The organism is Cohnella endophytica (genome assembly GCF_003628305.1).
In the GTDB taxonomy this organism is placed as follows: domain Bacteria; phylum Bacillota; class Bacilli; order Paenibacillales; family Paenibacillaceae; genus Cohnella; species Cohnella endophytica.
On the sequence record NZ_RBZM01000005.1, the window covers coordinates 495,695 to 512,284 of the forward strand.

A 16,590-nucleotide genomic window follows, 5' to 3' on the forward strand; every position below is an offset into this window, starting at 1 on the left:
TTAATGAAATCGAACAAAAAGTTTACAGTGCTCGGCATCGCGGCCATCGTCGCAGCTTTATCGCTTGCGGGTTGCGGCTCGAAGAACAACAATGCGTCCCCGTCGGCATCTCCTTCGGAATCTCCTTCCGCGTCGACACCGGCCGCAACTGAGTCGGCTAGCGCTCCGGCGTCCGAATCGACGGACAACACGGTCAAGCTAAAGGGCGATTTCGAAATTCAATACTTCGTCGGCGGTTACGGCGATAAATGGTGGAAAAAAGTCATCGCCGATTTCAAAGCGGCGAATCCCGAGCTTAACGTGAAAGAATCCGGCGGACCGAAAATCAACGACCAAATGAAGCCGCGCTGGATCGGAGGCACTCCGCCCGATTTCGTATACATCGACGGAGCAGGCCTGAACGATCGCCAAATGGTAGAAGACGGCCAACTCGAGGATTTGACCGACTGGCTGAAAGACGCCAAGAACATCGACGGCGATCTCATCACCGACATCTTGGCGCAGCCCGCACAACAATTCGACGGGAAAGTATACAACATTCCGCTCGTTCTTAATTCATGGGGCGTGTTCTGGAACAAGGCGCTGTTCAAAGAAAAAGGTTGGACCGAACCGACCGACTTCCAATCTTTCCTTGACGTAAGCGACAAAATCAAAGCAAGCGGAATGACTCCTTTTATTCACACGGGTAAATATCCTTACTATATCAATGGCTCGATTCTATATCCTGCGATCGTATCGGCCAACAACAACGATTTTACGATTCTTCAAGACATGGCGGCCAACAAAGTAGAAGCATACGAAAGCCCTGCTGTACTTGCCGCCTTGAATAAAATCGTTACATTGCGCGACAAAGGTTTCATCGATAAGGCATCCATCCAGATCAACCATACCGATTCGCAAATGCTATTCTTGCAGAACAAAGACGCGTTCATCCCGAACGGTCTGTGGCTGCCGAACGAAATGTCCAAAGACATTCCGCAAGGCTTCGACTTCGGCTTCATTCCGTCCGTCACCCAGGACGCGGGCGGCAAGGTCGTTGCCAACACTTCCACCGCTACCGTAGCGATCGCGAAGAACGCCAAAAACAAAGACGCCGCTAAAGCTTTCATGCAATTCATCTTCTCCAAAGCGCAAGCTTCCCAATGGGCAGAGCTGAGCGGCGCGCCTTCCAATATCAAAGGCGACATCAGCAGCTCTAACGCGCCGAACTTCGTGAAAGACGCGGCGAAATATTTGACGGATCCGAACACCGTTGTTATACCTACCATCACATACAACGCCGACGTGGATAAGGCGATGATGGATGCGACGGATGCTCTTACGATCAGTAAGATCACGCCTGAAGAATGGGTCAAACGCGTAACCGACGTCGTTAAAAAAGTCGGTAAATAAATCGTCTGAACAAGCTTAAGCGGAGGGTGATCGGGGCAACGCTTCGATCATCCTCCGCGAATTTATCCGGAGGGATGGTAGGGCAGTATGAATTCAGGGACGGCAAGGTGGCAGCGCAACGTATTTATCGCATCATTCATCATCCCGACGCTTGTGTTTTTTGTCGTGTTCACGATTTACCCCGTCCTGCAAGGGCTGTATTATTCCTTCTACGATTGGTCCGGGATGTCGAACAAAAAAAAGTTTATCGGCTTCGATAACTTCAAGGAAATGTTCCACGATCCGATTATCTGGAGGGCCATCGGCAACGATTATTTCCTCGTCGCGGGCAAGGTGATCGGCATTATGGTCATCGCGACTTTCTTCGCGGTTGCGCTTACCCGTTTCGGCTTTAAGCTGGCCGGCTTTTTTCGGTCGATTTTCTTCATTCCGAACGTAATTTCCGTCGTCGTTATCGGCGTGCTGTGGAACTTCATATACAATCCGCAAATCGGTTTTCTCAATGCGTTCTTGTCCCTGTTCACGAAAGAACAAGTGACGATCACTTGGCTGGGATTTACGGAACACACGATCTGGATGCTCTTGCCTCCGGCGATCTGGGCGGGAATCGGATTCTATATGATTTTGCTGATCGCGGCGATTCAGAATGTCCCAGCTTCCTACTACGAAGCGGCTAGCATCGAAGGCGCGAGTCAGTGGAAACAATTCCGCAATATCACGATGCCTCTCGTATGGGAACAGATTAAGGTTTCGATCTTAAACATCATGATGACGACGTTGAACGGCTCGTTCGTTATCGTATGGATCATGACCGAAGGCGGACCGGACAATAGTACTCAGGTTATGGGCTCGTATTTGTACCAGATGGCGTTCCGCCAATATCACTTCGGTTACGGGGCATCGATCGGGTTCGTTATTCTGGTATTGTCGCTAATTACGACGATCATTCTTCAACGGCTCATGCGTCATGAAGCCGTCGAGATGAGCTAAAAGGGGGCATCTAGATGAACGCAGGCCTTAAGAACCCGGTCGTAAAGGCGATCTTCTATGCTTTTTTGATCGTCTGGGGCATATCCGTGATCTATCCGTTGCTATGGACGTTACTTGACGCGTTAAAGAACAATGAGCAATTTTTCCGTAATAAACCTTGGTCGCTACCGGAATTCCCGCTGCTCTGGTCGAATTTCTCTTACGTGTGGAGCAAGTACAATTTCGGCACGTACTTCGTGAACTCCATGATCGTAACGGTCGGCTCAACCGGTCTTGGACTCTTATTGTCCGCCACAACTTCATACGTGCTAGCACGGTACAAATTCAGAGGCAGCAATTCGCTCTACTTGCTCTATATCTCTTCGATGATGATTCCGTTCGTATTGGCTTTGATTCCCCTGTTCTTCCTGATGAACTCGATGCATCTCATCAATACGAAGATCGGTTTAATCGTCGTCTACGCTTCGAGCGTGCTGGCGTTCGGCATCTTCGTGCTCGTCGGTTTCTTCAGGGCGTTGCCGAAGGAATTGGAGGAAGCGTCCATCGTGGACGGGGCGTCGTATTACGGTACGTTTTTCCGGGTCATGCTGCCCTTGTCCCAACCGGGCTTGATTACGATCGCGATCGTCAACGTCTTGAATATCTGGAACGAGTACATCGTCGGGACGATTCTCGTGAACGACCCGACGCAATATACGCTCCCGGTGGAAATCGGAGTCATGCAAGCCGAGATGCAATACCGGACGGAGTGGGGGCCATTGTTCGCCGCGTTGCTCGTGACGATCGTTCCCGTGCTTCTCGTGTATATTTTCTTCCAGCGGCAGATCGCGAACGGAATAACGGCGGGAGCCGTGAAATAAAGCGAAGTGGCGGTTTCCGCATGATGCGGAGCCGCCACTTTTATGTTCTTTTCTCGAAGTCGCCGACGAGATATAGATGTTACAAGCCTCTCTGAGCGATCGCTACGATAACGAGAACGACCATCGCGAGCAAGGCCAAGCCGTTTAATACGGTTCCGATAACGGCGAATACTTTTTTGAAACCGGACTTGGAGAGCCCGATAATACCGAGGATAAGCCCGATAAGATTAATGATGATAATGAATGGATACATGAACAAGTAGCCGAGGAGGGGGCCGATTTTGTCCGCGAGTTCTTCTTCGGTCATCGTAAGTTCCCCGTTGCCGTCGAATAAAGCGCCGAGGTCGACCTGCTTCGCTAGCAAGATCAAGAGGCCGATGGATACGCCGATGAATGCGACGATGCTGACTAGGGCCAGAATGAAAGAAGCGACGCCAAGTCCGCTGTGCCTGACAGGCTTGCCCGAAGGCTCGTTTGTCGGGACGTAGACCGGCTTGTTTACAAATTGTTCATCATTGCCGCGTTGATCGTTCATGACTTTACTCCTTCTAAACGTTATGATTAATAATGCCTAAGTCAAATACTCGAACAAGGAAGTGAATCGCATGAACAAGTACGTGAAAATCGGGGCCATCGCTGCGATGTTGTCCGTCGCGATCGGAGCGTTCGGCGCGCATATGCTGGAAAATCGGATCAGCGCAGACGATCTAGATGTCTATAAAACCGGGGTTCAATATCAAATGTTTCACTCCATAGGCATTCTATTCATTGCGATACTGCTTGAAAGAATGCCCGCCAACAAGCCGGCGCTATGGGCTGCGAGACTGCTGACGATAGGGATCGTACTGTTCTCGGGTAGCTTGTACGTGCTTGCTTTGAGCGGAGTTAAAGTGCTCGGAGCGATTACGCCTATCGGAGGCGTCGCGTTTATCGCCGGTTGGATCAGCCTCGCCTTCGCGGCACGCCGGAAGTAAAAGCCGCTCTCGGAAACAATTTACAAAATCCTGCCTCTCCCTTATTTGCGTGTATGTTACCCGAATGTTAACCGTATAAGTGGGAAAAAGCTATACATCGGCAAAGATTGTTTTATAATGAAGATAAATGAGACTTTAGAACGATTTCCCAAAGTGGAGGAAGGACGAAGTCTAGTGAACGGATGGTCCGACAATGGACTTTGGCTGGCGGGAGTAGCCGCCGGAGCAGTTTTGGCCTCAAGCGCCGCTTCGTTGGGCTGGTGGTTCGCCCGCAATAAATACCGGACACCAACAACCGGCCCTTCCTACCAAATGGAATTATTAGACTCATTATACAACAACAGTCCGATTTCTTTCGCGATAATCGACAGGCAGGGTCGTTTCATCGATATCAATCGCGATCCATCCGATCTTGTCGGATTTAGCAAGTCGGATATGAACGGGATGTTGTTCACTGCGTTGGTAGATTCCAGTTCTCACGAAGTTACCCGACACATGTTCCTCCGTACGCTTAACGGAGAGAAATGTTCGCAGGAAATCAAGATTATTCACAAGCTTGGTCATTCGATCGATCTGAATATCCATACTTCGCCTTTGATTCGAAGAAACAAAGCCATCGGCATACTTGCGTTCATCCAAGACATCAGCGATCGCAAGCGCTCCGTGGAGCGGATCCGCTACATGGCTTACTACGATGATATGACGGGGTTGCCGAATCGAAGGTTTTTTACGAACCGTTTGCAGGAAAAGTTGGATTCGGCAAGAGACGGAAGCGGACGACTGGCAGTTTGTTATATGGACGTAGACCGTTTTAAGCTCGTGAACGCTTCATTCGGAAGGGATTTCGGCGACATGCTGTTGCTGCAGATCGCGGAGCGGTTAAGTCGCATTCTTAACGAACCCGGAGAGCTTGCGAGAATGGAAGGCGACGAATTCGCCGCTTGTCTGGATTGTTCAAGCGGCGATGAAGACTTGAACGCTCGTCTGGACGAAATGATGGCCGTGCTGGTGGAACCGTTCGAGCTCGGCGGCATCCCGGTTCATATTACGGTCAGTATCGGCGTCGCGGTATACAATGGCGGCCCCGAAGACGCGACCGCGATACAGAAACGAGCGGATATGGCGCTACAGCGAGTGAAAGAAAACGGGAAAGACGATTACATGCTCCATTCCGGAGATATGGACCATGTTGCTCTACATAAGCTGACGATTCAGCATGAGATGCGCAAGGCGCTACATAACAAGGAATTTTTACTCTATTATCAACCTCAATACGATCTGGCGTCCGGACAAATCGTGGGAATGGAAGCGTTAATTCGCTGGAATCATCCGGAGAAAGGCCTCGTTCCGCCGGGAGAATTTATTCCTGCCGCGGAAGAGAGCGGGATCATCGTGCCTTTGGGCGAATGGGTGCTCGAAGAAGCATGCCGTCAGAACAAGGAATGGCAAGAAGAGGGGATGGCCCGGATCCCGGTATCGGTGAACTTGTCCATGAGGCAATTCTCGGAGCGCAATCTAACCGGCAAGGTAGCGGATATATTAAATCAGACGGGGCTTGAGCCGCGGTATTTGGAACTCGAGATCACGGAGAGCATGACAATGGACGTTGAACGAGCCTCGCAATGCTTGAAAGAGCTAACGGACATTGGCGTTAACATCAGCATTGACGATTTCGGGACCGGATATAGCTCGTTCCACTATTTGAAAAATCTTCCGATCGCCCGATTGAAGATCGACCGTTCATTCGTAAGGGACATCCATCAAGATCCGAACGATGCGGCGATCGTCGCTGCGATCATCGCCATGGCGCATAATCTGCAGCTTCAAGTTATCGCCGAAGGGGTTGAGACGGAGGATCAAGTTCATTTCCTGCGCTCCCACCGTTGCGATGAGATGCAGGGATATTTCGGCAGTCCGCCGCTCGATAGCGAGAAAACCCAGAGACTGCTTAGGGAGAAGCATAATCGTACCGCGCTTCCCGTCTATCCGATTCGCGCTGCAGGAACCGTTTCCTAGAAGCGGCTTAGGATTAAGCACGCAACAAATAAACCTCCGACGTTTCCGCTTAAAGGCGGAAACGTCGGAGGTTTATTTACTTTTTGGACGATCTTACTCTAAGAAATCGTCGATTTCGTTCAGCTTGACGGTATACACTTGCTTCTCGTCCACGTGATAGGCGGTGAGCAATTGAGTGGCGGAATCGAAGTTGATGACCCGGCAAGGCATGCTGATTTTCACGCCGCGTCCCTTGTTAATATTCAGGCGAATGAGCTTATTGCTCTCGATATATTGGCGAATTCGAAGCTCGAGCGGATCGGGCTGCGCGATGATCGGCTTGACGGCGGCTTTTTTCGTTCCGTTCCCTTCGGGCGAACGTTCGGATAATATGCGGAATTCCGCAAGATCGGCGTCTTTCAATGCGCGCGTTAATTGTTGAAGCGCGTCACCATGGCTAGTGGAGGAGACACGAATCTCGACTTGAAAAGTATAGGAGCCATCGGAATTATAAGTTGGGCGATCCATGTTGATGCCTCCATCGTATTTCTTGTTTCAAACCCTTGCTTGTTCTCTTTGTTCGGTAGTGCGTGAACCGTAGTCCATGAATACTATGTCGTAATTCCTACTATAACACGTGGCGAACGCCCAATGTCGAATTTTAGGTAGAATAGCCCTGAAAAATGAATCGAAAGGCGCATAAGCTATATGGCATTAACCTATGCCAGTGCAAGGGCAGGGAGGTGATAGGCATGGTTAGGGTCGTTCCGATGCAGTTCGAGGGTTGGTCGGCGGTCGGCGTCGAAGTATTGCTTCCGAAGACGACATTGCTGTCCATTTCGGTCGGCGACGGTTATATTATGTGCGGCGCCTTGGACGTTCAACTGCTGAATACGAAGTTGAAGGATCGTAATATCGTCGCGGGACGCGCCGTTGGCGTAAGGACATTCGAGCAATTGTTGGAGGCTCCGCTCGAATCCGTCACCGATGCCGCGCAAGCCATAGGGATTCACGTTGGAATGAGCGGCCAAGAAGCGCTTGGACTCATGGCGCAAGCGACTTCTTGAACGGCCTCCGATGTTTTCCGGCAGGGACGAATCAACGGTCGAACAATTGCTTCAGATTGTCGTTGTATGGCGCTCTGATAATGCCCTTCTCCGTAATGATCGCCGTGACGAGCTCGTTCGGAGTAATGTCGAACGCGGGATTATAGACGGCAACGCCTTGAGGAGCCGTGCGCTTCCCGAATCCGAAAGTCACTTCATCCGAATGGCGTTCTTCGATCGGAATGTCGGCGCCTGTTGGCGTCGACAAGTCGATCGTCGATAAAGGACAAGCTACGTAGAACGGAATGTTGTGCGCCTTGGCGAGAACGGCGACGCTGTACGTGCCAATCTTGTTAGCAACGTCGCCGTTGGCGGCGACGCGGTCCGTGCCTACGATGACGGCCTGAATCCAACCTTTGGACATGACGTGTCCAGCCATATTATCGCAGATAAGCGTGACATCCACGCCGGCTTGTTGAAGCTCAAAGGCGGTGAGTCTGGCGCCTTGAAGCACGGGGCGAGTCTCGTCGGCGAACACTTTAAGATGAATGCCTTGTTCCAATGCCAAGTAGAACGGAGCCAGCGCCGTCCCATATTTGGCGGTGGCAAGACCGCCGGCGTTGCAGTGGGTTAATACGCCCATTCCGTCTTCGAATAAAGCGAGCGCGTGCTCGCCGATCAAGCGGTTCGTCGATTCGTCTTCCGCTTGAATAAGCCGAGCTTCGTCGAGCAAAGCTTGAACGGCTTCGGATGTCGGGGTTCCGGTATCCGACAGAGTCTTCGCCTTGGCTTTCATGCGGTCCAGCGCCCAGAACAAATTAACGGCCGTAGGTCTCGACGTGGCCAAATATTCGGCATGCCGTATAACCTCGGGTAGCCAAGAATCCTGAGTGCCGGAATGCTCTCTAGCGCCGAGAACGACGCCGTATGCGGCGGCGATGCCGATCGCCGGAGCTCCTCTTACTTTAAGCTCGCGAATGGCTTCCCACACCTCACGCGGAGTCGATAAACGCAAATAGATCGTTTCTTCAGGCAGAAGCCGCTGATCTAATAGCGATAACGCGTCATTCTCCCAACGGAGGGATTGCAATACCTCTGATCGTTCTTGTTGCCGTTCATTGCTCATTGTGATGCTCCTCCTGAACTCAAACTCGCGTATTATTTGCGGTCTCCGCGATATCGATCAATTGATCGATGGAAGTAGCTTGACGATTTTGTTTGATTAATGCCGTGCCGATCGATAACGCCAACCTTTGCGCTTTAGCGCGCGTTTCATCATTCGGAATGCGATCGATATCGGCCACGTGAGCCAAACCTACGATGCGGCGTACCATCTTGGCTCCGGTAAATCCGAACGTATCTTGAAGCAAACGCTGCATGTAGTCGTCTTGGTAACCGGCCGTCCCGAAAATACGATCCGTTCCATGTCCGTCCCATAACGCGCGGAATTTACTTTCGAACGATACCCAAATCCGGCGAACGGTTTCGAGCAGATATTGCCTCCGTTCTTGGCGCGCGGACACTTCCGCGGACCAGTGCTCCTGGGATGCGTAATGAAGCAACAAGTTTGCCAGAACCGCGCCGATATCGAATCCCATCGGGCCGAAATAGGCGAATTCGGGATCGATGACTTTGGTCGATTCAGGCGTGATGAATATGCTGCCGGTATGAAGATCGCCGTGTAAGAGCGCTTGCGCATGCGTAAGGAATTTCTCCCTGAGCAGAGCGACCTCGAAGTGCAACGTAGCATCGGACCATAACTGTTCGGCATCGGCTTGAAGATGCGAATCGAAGCTATTCGTGTCCGCGTTCGTATAGGGATGATCGAAGATCAGTTCCTCCGTGATCTTGCAAAGCTCGGGATTGGCGAAGGAGCGTACGAGCAGCTTTTTCTCTTGCTGATTCATCCCGAGATCGGAAGTGAAGAACAGCGTTCTCGCCAAGAAATCGGAGATATCTTCCGCGAACTGAGGATATATGCCGCCTTCGATCAGGCCTTGGCGCATAATCTTGTGACTGCTCAAGTCTTCCATAATCGTCAGGGCAAGCTCGTTATCCGTATGATAGACCTTCGGCACGAGACCGGGAGCAAGCCTTTCCTCGATCATGAGCGCTTCGCTCTCGATTCTCGCTCGATCTAGCGTTAATGGCCAGGATTCTCCCACGACCTTGGCGTAAGGGAGCGCCTGCTTCACGATCAAGCTGCGACCGCTAGACGGTTGGCTCACATGAAAGACAAGGTTAAGATTCCCGTCGCCGATCTCGCGGCTTAGCAGTTCCCCTTCCTGTTCGAAAATGCCGGAAATCGATCGAGCGATCTCGATCGCTTCGGCTTCCGTTAATGGATGATAGTTGCTCATAATATGTCGCCTCCACAGGGTTATCCGATAGGTGAAGTTGTATTATTCGAGAATTGATCTAGATGTAAGTATAAAGCACTTTCCGCATGGTTTAAAGTAAGGCATTTCCAATGATCCGGACGGCGAAAAAACAGGAGGACCGAAGGCGCTTCAAGCGCGTTGGTCTTCCTGTTATCGTGATCGTTCTTATGGATAGGATTAGGCTAACGAAACAGTCCGAAGCGACGATTCCCGGACGACGAGACGATGCGGAATAATCTGGCGGGCCGTGATCTCTTCTTGTTGAATCATGCGCAGAACCATCTGAGAAGCGGTATAACCTAGCTGGTAGGTGCCGACGTCGACGCTGGAGATCGGCGGCATCGTGAGCTCCGACAGGGCGATGTTATTAAAACTTACGATCGCCACGTCCTGCGGAATGCGGTAGCCAAGCTCGGCAAGTCCCTTCAGAACGCCGAACGCGACAACATCGTCGATGACGATGAGCGCGGTCGGAGGCTCCGGTTGCGTCATGATGGAGGCCATCGCGCGATAGCCGCTCTCGAGCAGGAATTCGCCTTCGACGACCCAACTCTGCTTGAAAGGCAAGCCCGCTTCCGCCATCGCTTTGTAATACCCGTTCATGCGGTCTTGCGTCATGGCCAGCTTTGTAGGACCGCTAACGAAACCGATTCTCTTCTGGCCTTGGGCGATCAAATGCTTCGTCGCATCGTAGGCGGCTTGCACGTTATCGTTATCCACGGAAGGCACGTCCTCGTAATCGAGACTGCGACCGATAAGCGCGAACGGAAACTTTTCCTTACGAAGGAACGTAATGATCGGATCGGAAGAACGCGAATAGAGGAGAAGAAGTCCGTCGATACGTCCGCCGCGGACTAGCCGCGTCACCGTTTCTAGTTCTTCCTGTTCGTTGCTGCCGCCTGCCATTAAGAGATCATAGCCTGCTCTTGTCAATTGTGCGAGCACGCCTCTAATGAGTTCGTAGAAGAAGAAGTTCAGAAGCAGCTCTTCCGCGGGCTTAGGCAAGATGACCGCGATCGTTCGGGTCGTTCTGGAGACGAGACTTTTCGCCATCAGGTTCGGATGATAGCCGAGCTCCTCCATGATCGCTTTTACTTTCCTGCTTGTTTCTGCGCTAATTCTAGGGTGCTCCGCAATGACTCTGGAAACCGTGGAAGCGGATACACCGGCTTTTTTGGCTACGTCTTTAATTGTAACGGTCATCTTAAATCTCTTCCTTTATGAATCATAATGATTTCATTGTATCCGAATTCGACGAGCTTGTACTTAGAATTTGCATAAATAATGGATGCAAACGTTGCGCAATTGCGTGGTTTCATTGTGCCACACATGGCACACCATCACAAGTTGAGTAAGGATTAGATATCGAGAGAATTATAGAGGATGTAGGTTGTTTTATTTGAAATTTGGAGTTATATAATCTGTGCAAACGATTTACTTTTCTCGGAAATCGATTATCATAAAGTTATCTTCAAAAGCGCTTACATTCTTCGAAAGATCTAGTTATTGCCGGGATACAGCCAGAAACGACCGGTTGTACGAAGTTTTGTACAAACGTTTGCACAACCTTGGCGAGTATCGATAGGAATCGGCAAACATTGCGGCACTAGGAGAGAGCGCTAACATTATTGATTCTAGAGAGGGGTTCTTCAGTTTTATGAACAAATCGAAAGCTTTGCTCATGTCCCTTGCCTTTACGACGGTATTCGCTCTAACGGCATGCGGTAGTAAAAACAACAACGAAGCGTCATCTTCCCAAAGCGCGAGCGCGCCTGCGGCTACGGAAAGCGCAAGCGAATCCGCCGAAGCTCCCGCAGACGATCTGAAAGCCGAAGACGGAGCAACTCTAGTCGTATGGGAATCCAAAGAATTCCGCGAGAATATGGATAAAGTCGCGAAGGCTTTCACCGAACAGTACAACATTCCGGTAAAAGTCGAAGAAGTCAACGAGCCCGATCAAGTCAACAAGCTAATCAACGACGGTCCTGCCGGCGTCGGAGCGGACGTCGTGATCTTCCCCCACGATAACTTGGGCAAAGCGGTTTCCGCAGGTCTCTTGCTCGAGAACGATTACTTCCAAGACGTGACGACTTCGGAGAACTCCGAAGCTTCCGTCAAAGCATTCACTTTCCAAGACGTGCTGTACGGTTATCCGCGTTCCGTAGAGACGTACGCGCTCTTCTATAACAAAAAATTAATTCCCGAGCCGCCTAAATCTTACGACGAAGTGATCGAGTTCGCGAAAACCTTCAATAAAAACGGACAGTACGCCATGATGTGGGAAATCACGAACTTCTACTACGCGTACCAATTCCTTGCTACGCCGGGCGGTTACGTCTTTGGCAAGAACGGTTCCGACGCGAACGATATCGGCTTGAACAACGAAGGCGCGATCAAAGGTGCTCAAATGTTCCAAAAGCTGAAATCGATTCTTCCAATGAAAGCGGCGGATGCTACTTTCGACGTGAAAAAAGGATTGTTCACAAGCGGCAAGCTCGCGCTGGACATCAACGGTCCGTGGGCGATCGCCGATCTGAAAAAAGAAGGTATCGACTTCGGAATCGCTCCGTTACCAACGATCGATGGCAAAGCGAACGTATCGTTCTCCGGCGTTAAAGGCTTCGCGGTTAGCTCGTTCACGAAATATCCGAACGCAGCCAAATTGTTCGCGCGTTTCGCATCGACGAAAGAAAACCAATTGTTGTACTACTCGGAACTCGGATTCTTGCCTTCGAACAACGAAGCAGCCGCAGATCCTGCAGTAACTGCGGATCCGCTCGTAGTGGGCATTCTCGAGCAATTCAAGAACTCCTACCCGATGCCGGCCATCCCGGAAATGGGCAACGTATGGGGTGCGGGTCAAGCGGCACTGACGGACATCTGGGATAATAACAAAGATCCGAAAGAGGCACTCGACAACGCAGTGAAACAAATTCAAGAAGCCAACGCGGCTACGAAATAATTTATCGAGTCTACGGATCACCCGTCCATGCGGGCGGGTGATCTCTTTATTTTTTTCTGCGGAAGGGGGAGAACGGTAGATGCGTGGAATGAGTCTGAAGGCTTCCGCTTTGTCGCTCGTTGCTCCAGGACTTGGGCAAATCTATAATCGACAACTGATCAAGGGGCTCGTGTTCCTAGCGATCAATGCTCTCGGATTATGGTATTTTATCAATCATTTGTACCGTGCCGTATGGGGAATCGTAACGCTCGGGGAGAAAGCCCAAACTCGCGTTAAAGTAGGCAAAGTGTATCAGGTCGTACAAGGCGATCATTCGATCAAACTGCTGGTCGAAGGATTGATCATTCTCCTCGTATTCGCGATCTTCGTTTTATTTTACGTTCAAACGATACGCGATGCCTCCCGCGTTGCAAAGCTGCGCGAAGTAGGCGGGAAAGTCCCGAAGTTCGGACAGACCGCGAAATCGCTGTTCGACCGGAATTTCCACGTGTCGATGCTGACTTTGCCGACGCTAGGAGTCTTGTTCCTGACCGTCATGCCGATTATTTTCGGCATCATGATCGCGTTCACGAACTATTCGGCACCGACTCACATTCCTCCCAAGACGTTAGTCGACTGGGTCGGATTCAAAACCTTTAGCGATCTTCTTACGTTCAAAACTTGGAGCTATACGTTCTGGAATGTCTTACTGTGGACGATCGAGTGGGCGGTCATGGCTACCGCTACGACTTATTTCGGGGGCATGCTCGTCGCGATGCTTATTCAACAGCCGGGCATCCGATTCAAGAAAATGTGGAGAATGATCTTCATCATTCCGTACGCCATTCCGCAACTGTGTTCTGCCTTGATCATGAATAACTTGTTCAATGGAGAGTTCGGACCGATCAATCAATACCTAGCGTTCTTCGGAATCGACAAGATCGGATGGTTGTCCGATCCTCGGTGGGCGAAGTTCACGGTCGTACTGATCAATTCGTGGTTCGGGATTCCGGTCACGATGGTGCTGATGCTCGGCGTACTGACGACGATTCCGCGCGACTTGTACGAGGCCGCGGACGTTGACGGGGCTTCTGCGATTCAGAAGTTCTGGAAAATCACGATGCCGCGGGTGTTATTCGTAACCGCGCCGGTGCTCATTACCCAATTCGCCGGGAACATCAATAACTTCAATGCCATTTTCCTGCTAACCGGCGGCGGACCGGCGAACGGCAAGTATCAATTCGCTGGCCATACCGATTTGCTTGTGACTTGGCTCTTTGGCCTGACCTACAATAACAATAAATACAATTTCGCCGCGGCGATCGGAATAATTATATTCGTCATTATCGCGACGATCTCGATCTTAACCTATCGCCAGACAAAATCGTTCAAAGAGGAGGACATGGTGCAATGAGGAATTCGAGAACCCGAATCAAGCTATTCGTCAGCTATGTCCTTCTCGTCGTTATTTCGATCATTTGTCTATACCCGGCGGTATGGATCGTCGTATCCGCGTTCCGTCCGGGAGGGTCGATCTACAGCCCGCATTTCCTTCCGGAACGATTCACGACGGAACACTTCAGCGCGCTGTTTAACGACAAAAGCTTCGTGTTCGGACGTTGGTATCGGAATACGTTGAAGATCGCCATTTATAGCACGATTTTCGGTACGCTGGGAACGACGATGGTTGCTTACGTATTGTCTAGATTCCGCTTCAAAGCGCGTCGTACGGCGCTATCGACGATTTTAGTGCTTACCATGTTTCCTAACTTCATGTCTCTTGTCGCGGTATTCCTGCTCTTCTACCAATTTAACTTGCTGGATACGCATACCGCTCTTATTCTCGTTTATTCCTGCGGCGCTCCCATCGGGGGCACGTTTATCGTAAAAGGTTTCTTCGATACGATTCCGCGGAGCTTGGAAGAGTCCGCGCACATCGACGGAGCGAGCCATATGACCGTATTTACGCGGATTATGCTGCCGTTGTGCAAGCCGATTCTCATCTACACTTCGCTAATGATCTTTACCGGCGCGTGGGTCGACTTCGTATTGGCCAGATTTCTGCTTCGCTCGCGCGAGCAATGGACGGTCGCGGTCGGTTTGTGGGATCTCGCCACGAACTTCCGGACGGCGAACTTCACGATGTTCGCGGCAGGTTGCGTTCTTGTTGCCTTGCCGATTACGATCCTATTCATGATGATGCAACGTTTCATCGTGGAAGGACTGACTTCGGGAGCGAATAAAGGATGACGGTATACGCGAAGACGCGCTCCCGTAAGGTTTGCCTGCTATTAGCCTCGGTTGCGGCGCTTGGGATGTTGCTCGTCGGTTGCGATAACGGCGGCAACGGTCAGAATGCGGATTCTTCGAATCCAACAATGCCTTCCGCAACAGCATCTCAACAGGTGTCGAAGCCGGAAACGGGCATCGTCCAGGCATCGGGGCCGAGCAACGCGTATTACGAGATTTTCGTCAGATCGTTCGCGGATTCGGACGGCGACGGTATCGGAGATCTGAACGGCGTGACGTCGAAGCTCGATTACCTAAAGAAACTAGGCGTGGACGGGATCTGGCTGATGCCGATTCAACCGTCCCCGAGCTATCACGGTTACGACGTTACAGATTATTACGGAATCAACGCCGACTATGGTACGCCGGATGATTTCAAACGACTGGTCGAGGAAGCCCACAAGCGGGGCATAGCCATCCTCATGGATCTGGTCGTGAATCATACGAGCGTAGAGCACCCATGGTTCGTCGATTCCGCGAAAGGCAAAAAAAGCAAATACCGCGATTGGTACACTTGGGCCAGCGCGCGCGAAGGCGGAGCGTCGCCTTCCGACGGAGCTACGGGCTCGAATCCTTGGCATTCCCGGGGCGAAGACCAATATCTCGGCGTTTTCTGGGAAGGGATGCCGGATTTGAATTTCGACAATCCGGAAGTTCGCAAGGAATTGAGTTCGCAAGGAATTGATCGCGATCGGCCAATATTGGTTGAAGCAAGGCGTGGACGGATTTCGTCTGGACGCGGCTAAGCACATCTACGGAGATTTCGGTTCGACCATTAACTCGCCCGCGATCAAAGCCAAGAACGTCGCTTGGTGGCAGGAATTCCGCCAAGGGCTGAACGAGGTTAACCCGGACGCCTATTTAGTCGGCGAAGTATGGGACTCGGCGGCGGTCGTCGCTCCTTATCTTAACGAGGCATTGAGCTCCGCTTTCAATTTCGATCTGGCAAAGCAATTGCTAGGTTCGGCGGATACGGAGAACTCGCAAGATATCGGGTTTACGTTATCCCGAATTCATGATCTGTTCTCCAGATCGTCCGCTGGCAAGTTCATGGATGCACCGTTCTTGTCTAATCACGATCAACCCCGGACGATGACTGCGCTGAACGGCAACGAGAATCATGCGCGCATGGCCGCAGCCATGTTGCTTACCTTGCCGGGAAGACCTTTTATCTACTATGGCGAAGAGCTTGGCATGACAGGTACGAAACCGGACGAACGCATTCGTGAACCGTTCCCATGGAAGATCAAGCCGGGTTCGCCCGAGGAGACGACTTGGGAAGCTTCCCAGTATCGCGGCGACGGCACGGTGTCGGTAGAAGCGGAAGACGAGTCCCCCCGCTCGCTTCTGAATCTCTATCGCCAACTGCTGTCCTGGCGAGCTTCGGAGCCGGCATTGCGAAGCGGAACGATCGCTTCTTACGAAACAGGCAATTCCGCGATCGCATCCTACGTGCGTTCGGCTGACGGACTACAAGCGCTGGTCGTTCATAATCTGTCGAGCCGGTCGCAAACGGTTGAACTTCAAACGAGCGCAACGCAGAAAACCTTTTTTACTAAGTTAAGCCTAGCAACGAACGACGGGGCCAGTCTGGATGGCTCGACATTGGAGCTACCGCCTTACACGACCGTCGTGTTGAAGCCTTAAATGGAATTTTGAACCGATCCGAGTTGCCCGCTCCTGACCCCCCCTTCGGGAGAGAGGGAAACGTCGAAGAAACAT

Annotated in this window: 16 protein-coding genes; 11 read left to right on the top strand and 5 right to left on the bottom strand. The window is 51.3% G+C overall.

Features of this window, described 5'->3' with window-relative positions:
* Positions 1 to 3: 3 nt before the first annotated feature.
* The 3 genes from D7Z26_RS12320 to D7Z26_RS12330 all read left to right on the top strand — a co-directional run bounded on the left by D7Z26_RS12320 (position 4) and on the right by D7Z26_RS12330 (position 3,242).
* On the top strand, positions 4 to 1,392 hold the full coding sequence (locus tag D7Z26_RS12320) for an ABC transporter substrate-binding protein (RefSeq protein WP_120977262.1): 1,389 nt from the start codon (positions 4 to 6) through the stop codon (positions 1,390 to 1,392).
* Between the two features lie 87 nt (positions 1,393 to 1,479).
* Positions 1,480 to 2,382, top strand: coding sequence for a carbohydrate ABC transporter permease (locus D7Z26_RS12325; RefSeq protein WP_120977263.1), 903 nt, complete (start codon positions 1,480 to 1,482; stop codon positions 2,380 to 2,382).
* Between the two features lie 14 nt (positions 2,383 to 2,396).
* The gene (locus D7Z26_RS12330) at positions 2,397 to 3,242 is read left to right on the top strand and encodes a carbohydrate ABC transporter permease (protein ID WP_120977264.1); all 846 of its coding nucleotides are present in this window, start codon (positions 2,397 to 2,399) and stop codon (positions 3,240 to 3,242) included.
* 79 nt (positions 3,243 to 3,321) lie between these two features.
* On the opposite strand, the gene D7Z26_RS12335 is transcribed toward D7Z26_RS12330, so the two are convergent.
* Positions 3,322 to 3,777 (bottom strand): hypothetical protein, encoded by a 456-nt coding sequence (locus D7Z26_RS12335; RefSeq protein ID WP_120977265.1) that lies wholly within the window; start codon positions 3,775 to 3,777, stop codon positions 3,322 to 3,324.
* Between the two features lie 70 nt (positions 3,778 to 3,847).
* Here D7Z26_RS12335 and D7Z26_RS12340 point away from each other — a divergent pair, with 70 nt between their 5' ends.
* Positions 3,848 to 4,216 (top strand): DUF423 domain-containing protein, encoded by a 369-nt coding sequence (locus D7Z26_RS12340; RefSeq protein WP_120977266.1) that lies wholly within the window; start codon positions 3,848 to 3,850, stop codon positions 4,214 to 4,216.
* Between the two features lie 174 nt (positions 4,217 to 4,390).
* Positions 4,391 to 6,232 carry a putative bifunctional diguanylate cyclase/phosphodiesterase gene (locus D7Z26_RS12345; RefSeq protein ID WP_233566835.1) on the top strand — a complete coding sequence of 614 codons (1,842 nt, stop codon included), beginning with the start codon at positions 4,391 to 4,393 and terminating at the stop codon, positions 6,230 to 6,232.
* A gap of 93 nt (positions 6,233 to 6,325) precedes the next feature.
* Here the strand turns inward: D7Z26_RS12345 and D7Z26_RS12350 are convergent, their stop codons facing one another.
* On the bottom strand, positions 6,326 to 6,739 hold the full coding sequence (locus tag D7Z26_RS12350; RefSeq protein ID WP_120977267.1) for a hypothetical protein: 414 nt from the start codon (positions 6,737 to 6,739) through the stop codon (positions 6,326 to 6,328).
* Positions 6,740 to 6,963: 224 nt separating this feature from the next.
* On the opposite strand from D7Z26_RS12350, the gene D7Z26_RS12355 reads away from it, so the two are divergent.
* Positions 6,964 to 7,278, top strand: coding sequence for a YunC family protein (locus D7Z26_RS12355; RefSeq protein WP_120977268.1), 315 nt, complete (start codon positions 6,964 to 6,966; stop codon positions 7,276 to 7,278).
* A 31-nt stretch (positions 7,279 to 7,309) separates the two neighbouring features.
* On the opposite strand, the gene mtnA is transcribed toward D7Z26_RS12355, so the two are convergent.
* From mtnA to D7Z26_RS12370, 3 genes are all read right to left on the bottom strand, one after another.
* Positions 7,310 to 8,383: an S-methyl-5-thioribose-1-phosphate isomerase gene (mtnA, locus tag D7Z26_RS12360; RefSeq protein ID WP_120977269.1), complete on the bottom strand. Its 1,074-nt coding sequence runs from the start codon at positions 8,381 to 8,383 to the stop codon at positions 7,310 to 7,312.
* A 19-nt stretch (positions 8,384 to 8,402) separates the two neighbouring features.
* On the bottom strand, positions 8,403 to 9,617 hold the full coding sequence (gene mtnK / locus D7Z26_RS12365) for an S-methyl-5-thioribose kinase (RefSeq protein ID WP_120977270.1): 1,215 nt from the start codon (positions 9,615 to 9,617) through the stop codon (positions 8,403 to 8,405).
* A gap of 198 nt (positions 9,618 to 9,815) precedes the next feature.
* Positions 9,816 to 10,841 (bottom strand): LacI family DNA-binding transcriptional regulator, encoded by a 1,026-nt coding sequence (locus tag D7Z26_RS12370; protein ID WP_120977271.1) that lies wholly within the window; start codon positions 10,839 to 10,841, stop codon positions 9,816 to 9,818.
* 454 nt (positions 10,842 to 11,295) lie between these two features.
* On the opposite strand from D7Z26_RS12370, the gene D7Z26_RS12375 reads away from it, so the two are divergent.
* The 5 genes from D7Z26_RS12375 (at position 11,296) to D7Z26_RS27945 (ending at position 16,515) form a co-directional block, all read left to right on the top strand.
* Positions 11,296 to 12,600, top strand: coding sequence for a sugar ABC transporter substrate-binding protein (locus tag D7Z26_RS12375; protein ID WP_120977272.1), 1,305 nt, complete (start codon positions 11,296 to 11,298; stop codon positions 12,598 to 12,600).
* A 79-nt stretch (positions 12,601 to 12,679) separates the two neighbouring features.
* Complete coding sequence (locus D7Z26_RS12380; RefSeq protein ID WP_120977273.1) at positions 12,680 to 13,993, top strand: sugar ABC transporter permease; 1,314 nt, start codon at positions 12,680 to 12,682, stop codon at positions 13,991 to 13,993.
* Positions 13,990 to 14,829, top strand: a complete 840-nt coding sequence (locus D7Z26_RS12385) for a sugar ABC transporter permease (RefSeq protein ID WP_120977274.1) — start codon at positions 13,990 to 13,992, stop codon at positions 14,827 to 14,829. The genes D7Z26_RS12380 and D7Z26_RS12385 overlap by 4 nt, the downstream gene beginning before the upstream one ends.
* Positions 14,826 to 15,614: an alpha-amylase family glycosyl hydrolase gene (locus tag D7Z26_RS27940; RefSeq protein WP_267900999.1), complete on the top strand. Its 789-nt coding sequence runs from the start codon at positions 14,826 to 14,828 to the stop codon at positions 15,612 to 15,614. Before D7Z26_RS12385 ends, D7Z26_RS27940 begins: the two co-directional genes overlap by 4 nt.
* Complete coding sequence (locus tag D7Z26_RS27945) at positions 15,550 to 16,515, top strand: alpha-amylase family glycosyl hydrolase (protein ID WP_267901000.1); 966 nt, start codon at positions 15,550 to 15,552, stop codon at positions 16,513 to 16,515. Before D7Z26_RS27940 ends, D7Z26_RS27945 begins: the two co-directional genes overlap by 65 nt.
* Positions 16,516 to 16,590 lie beyond the last annotated feature (75 nt).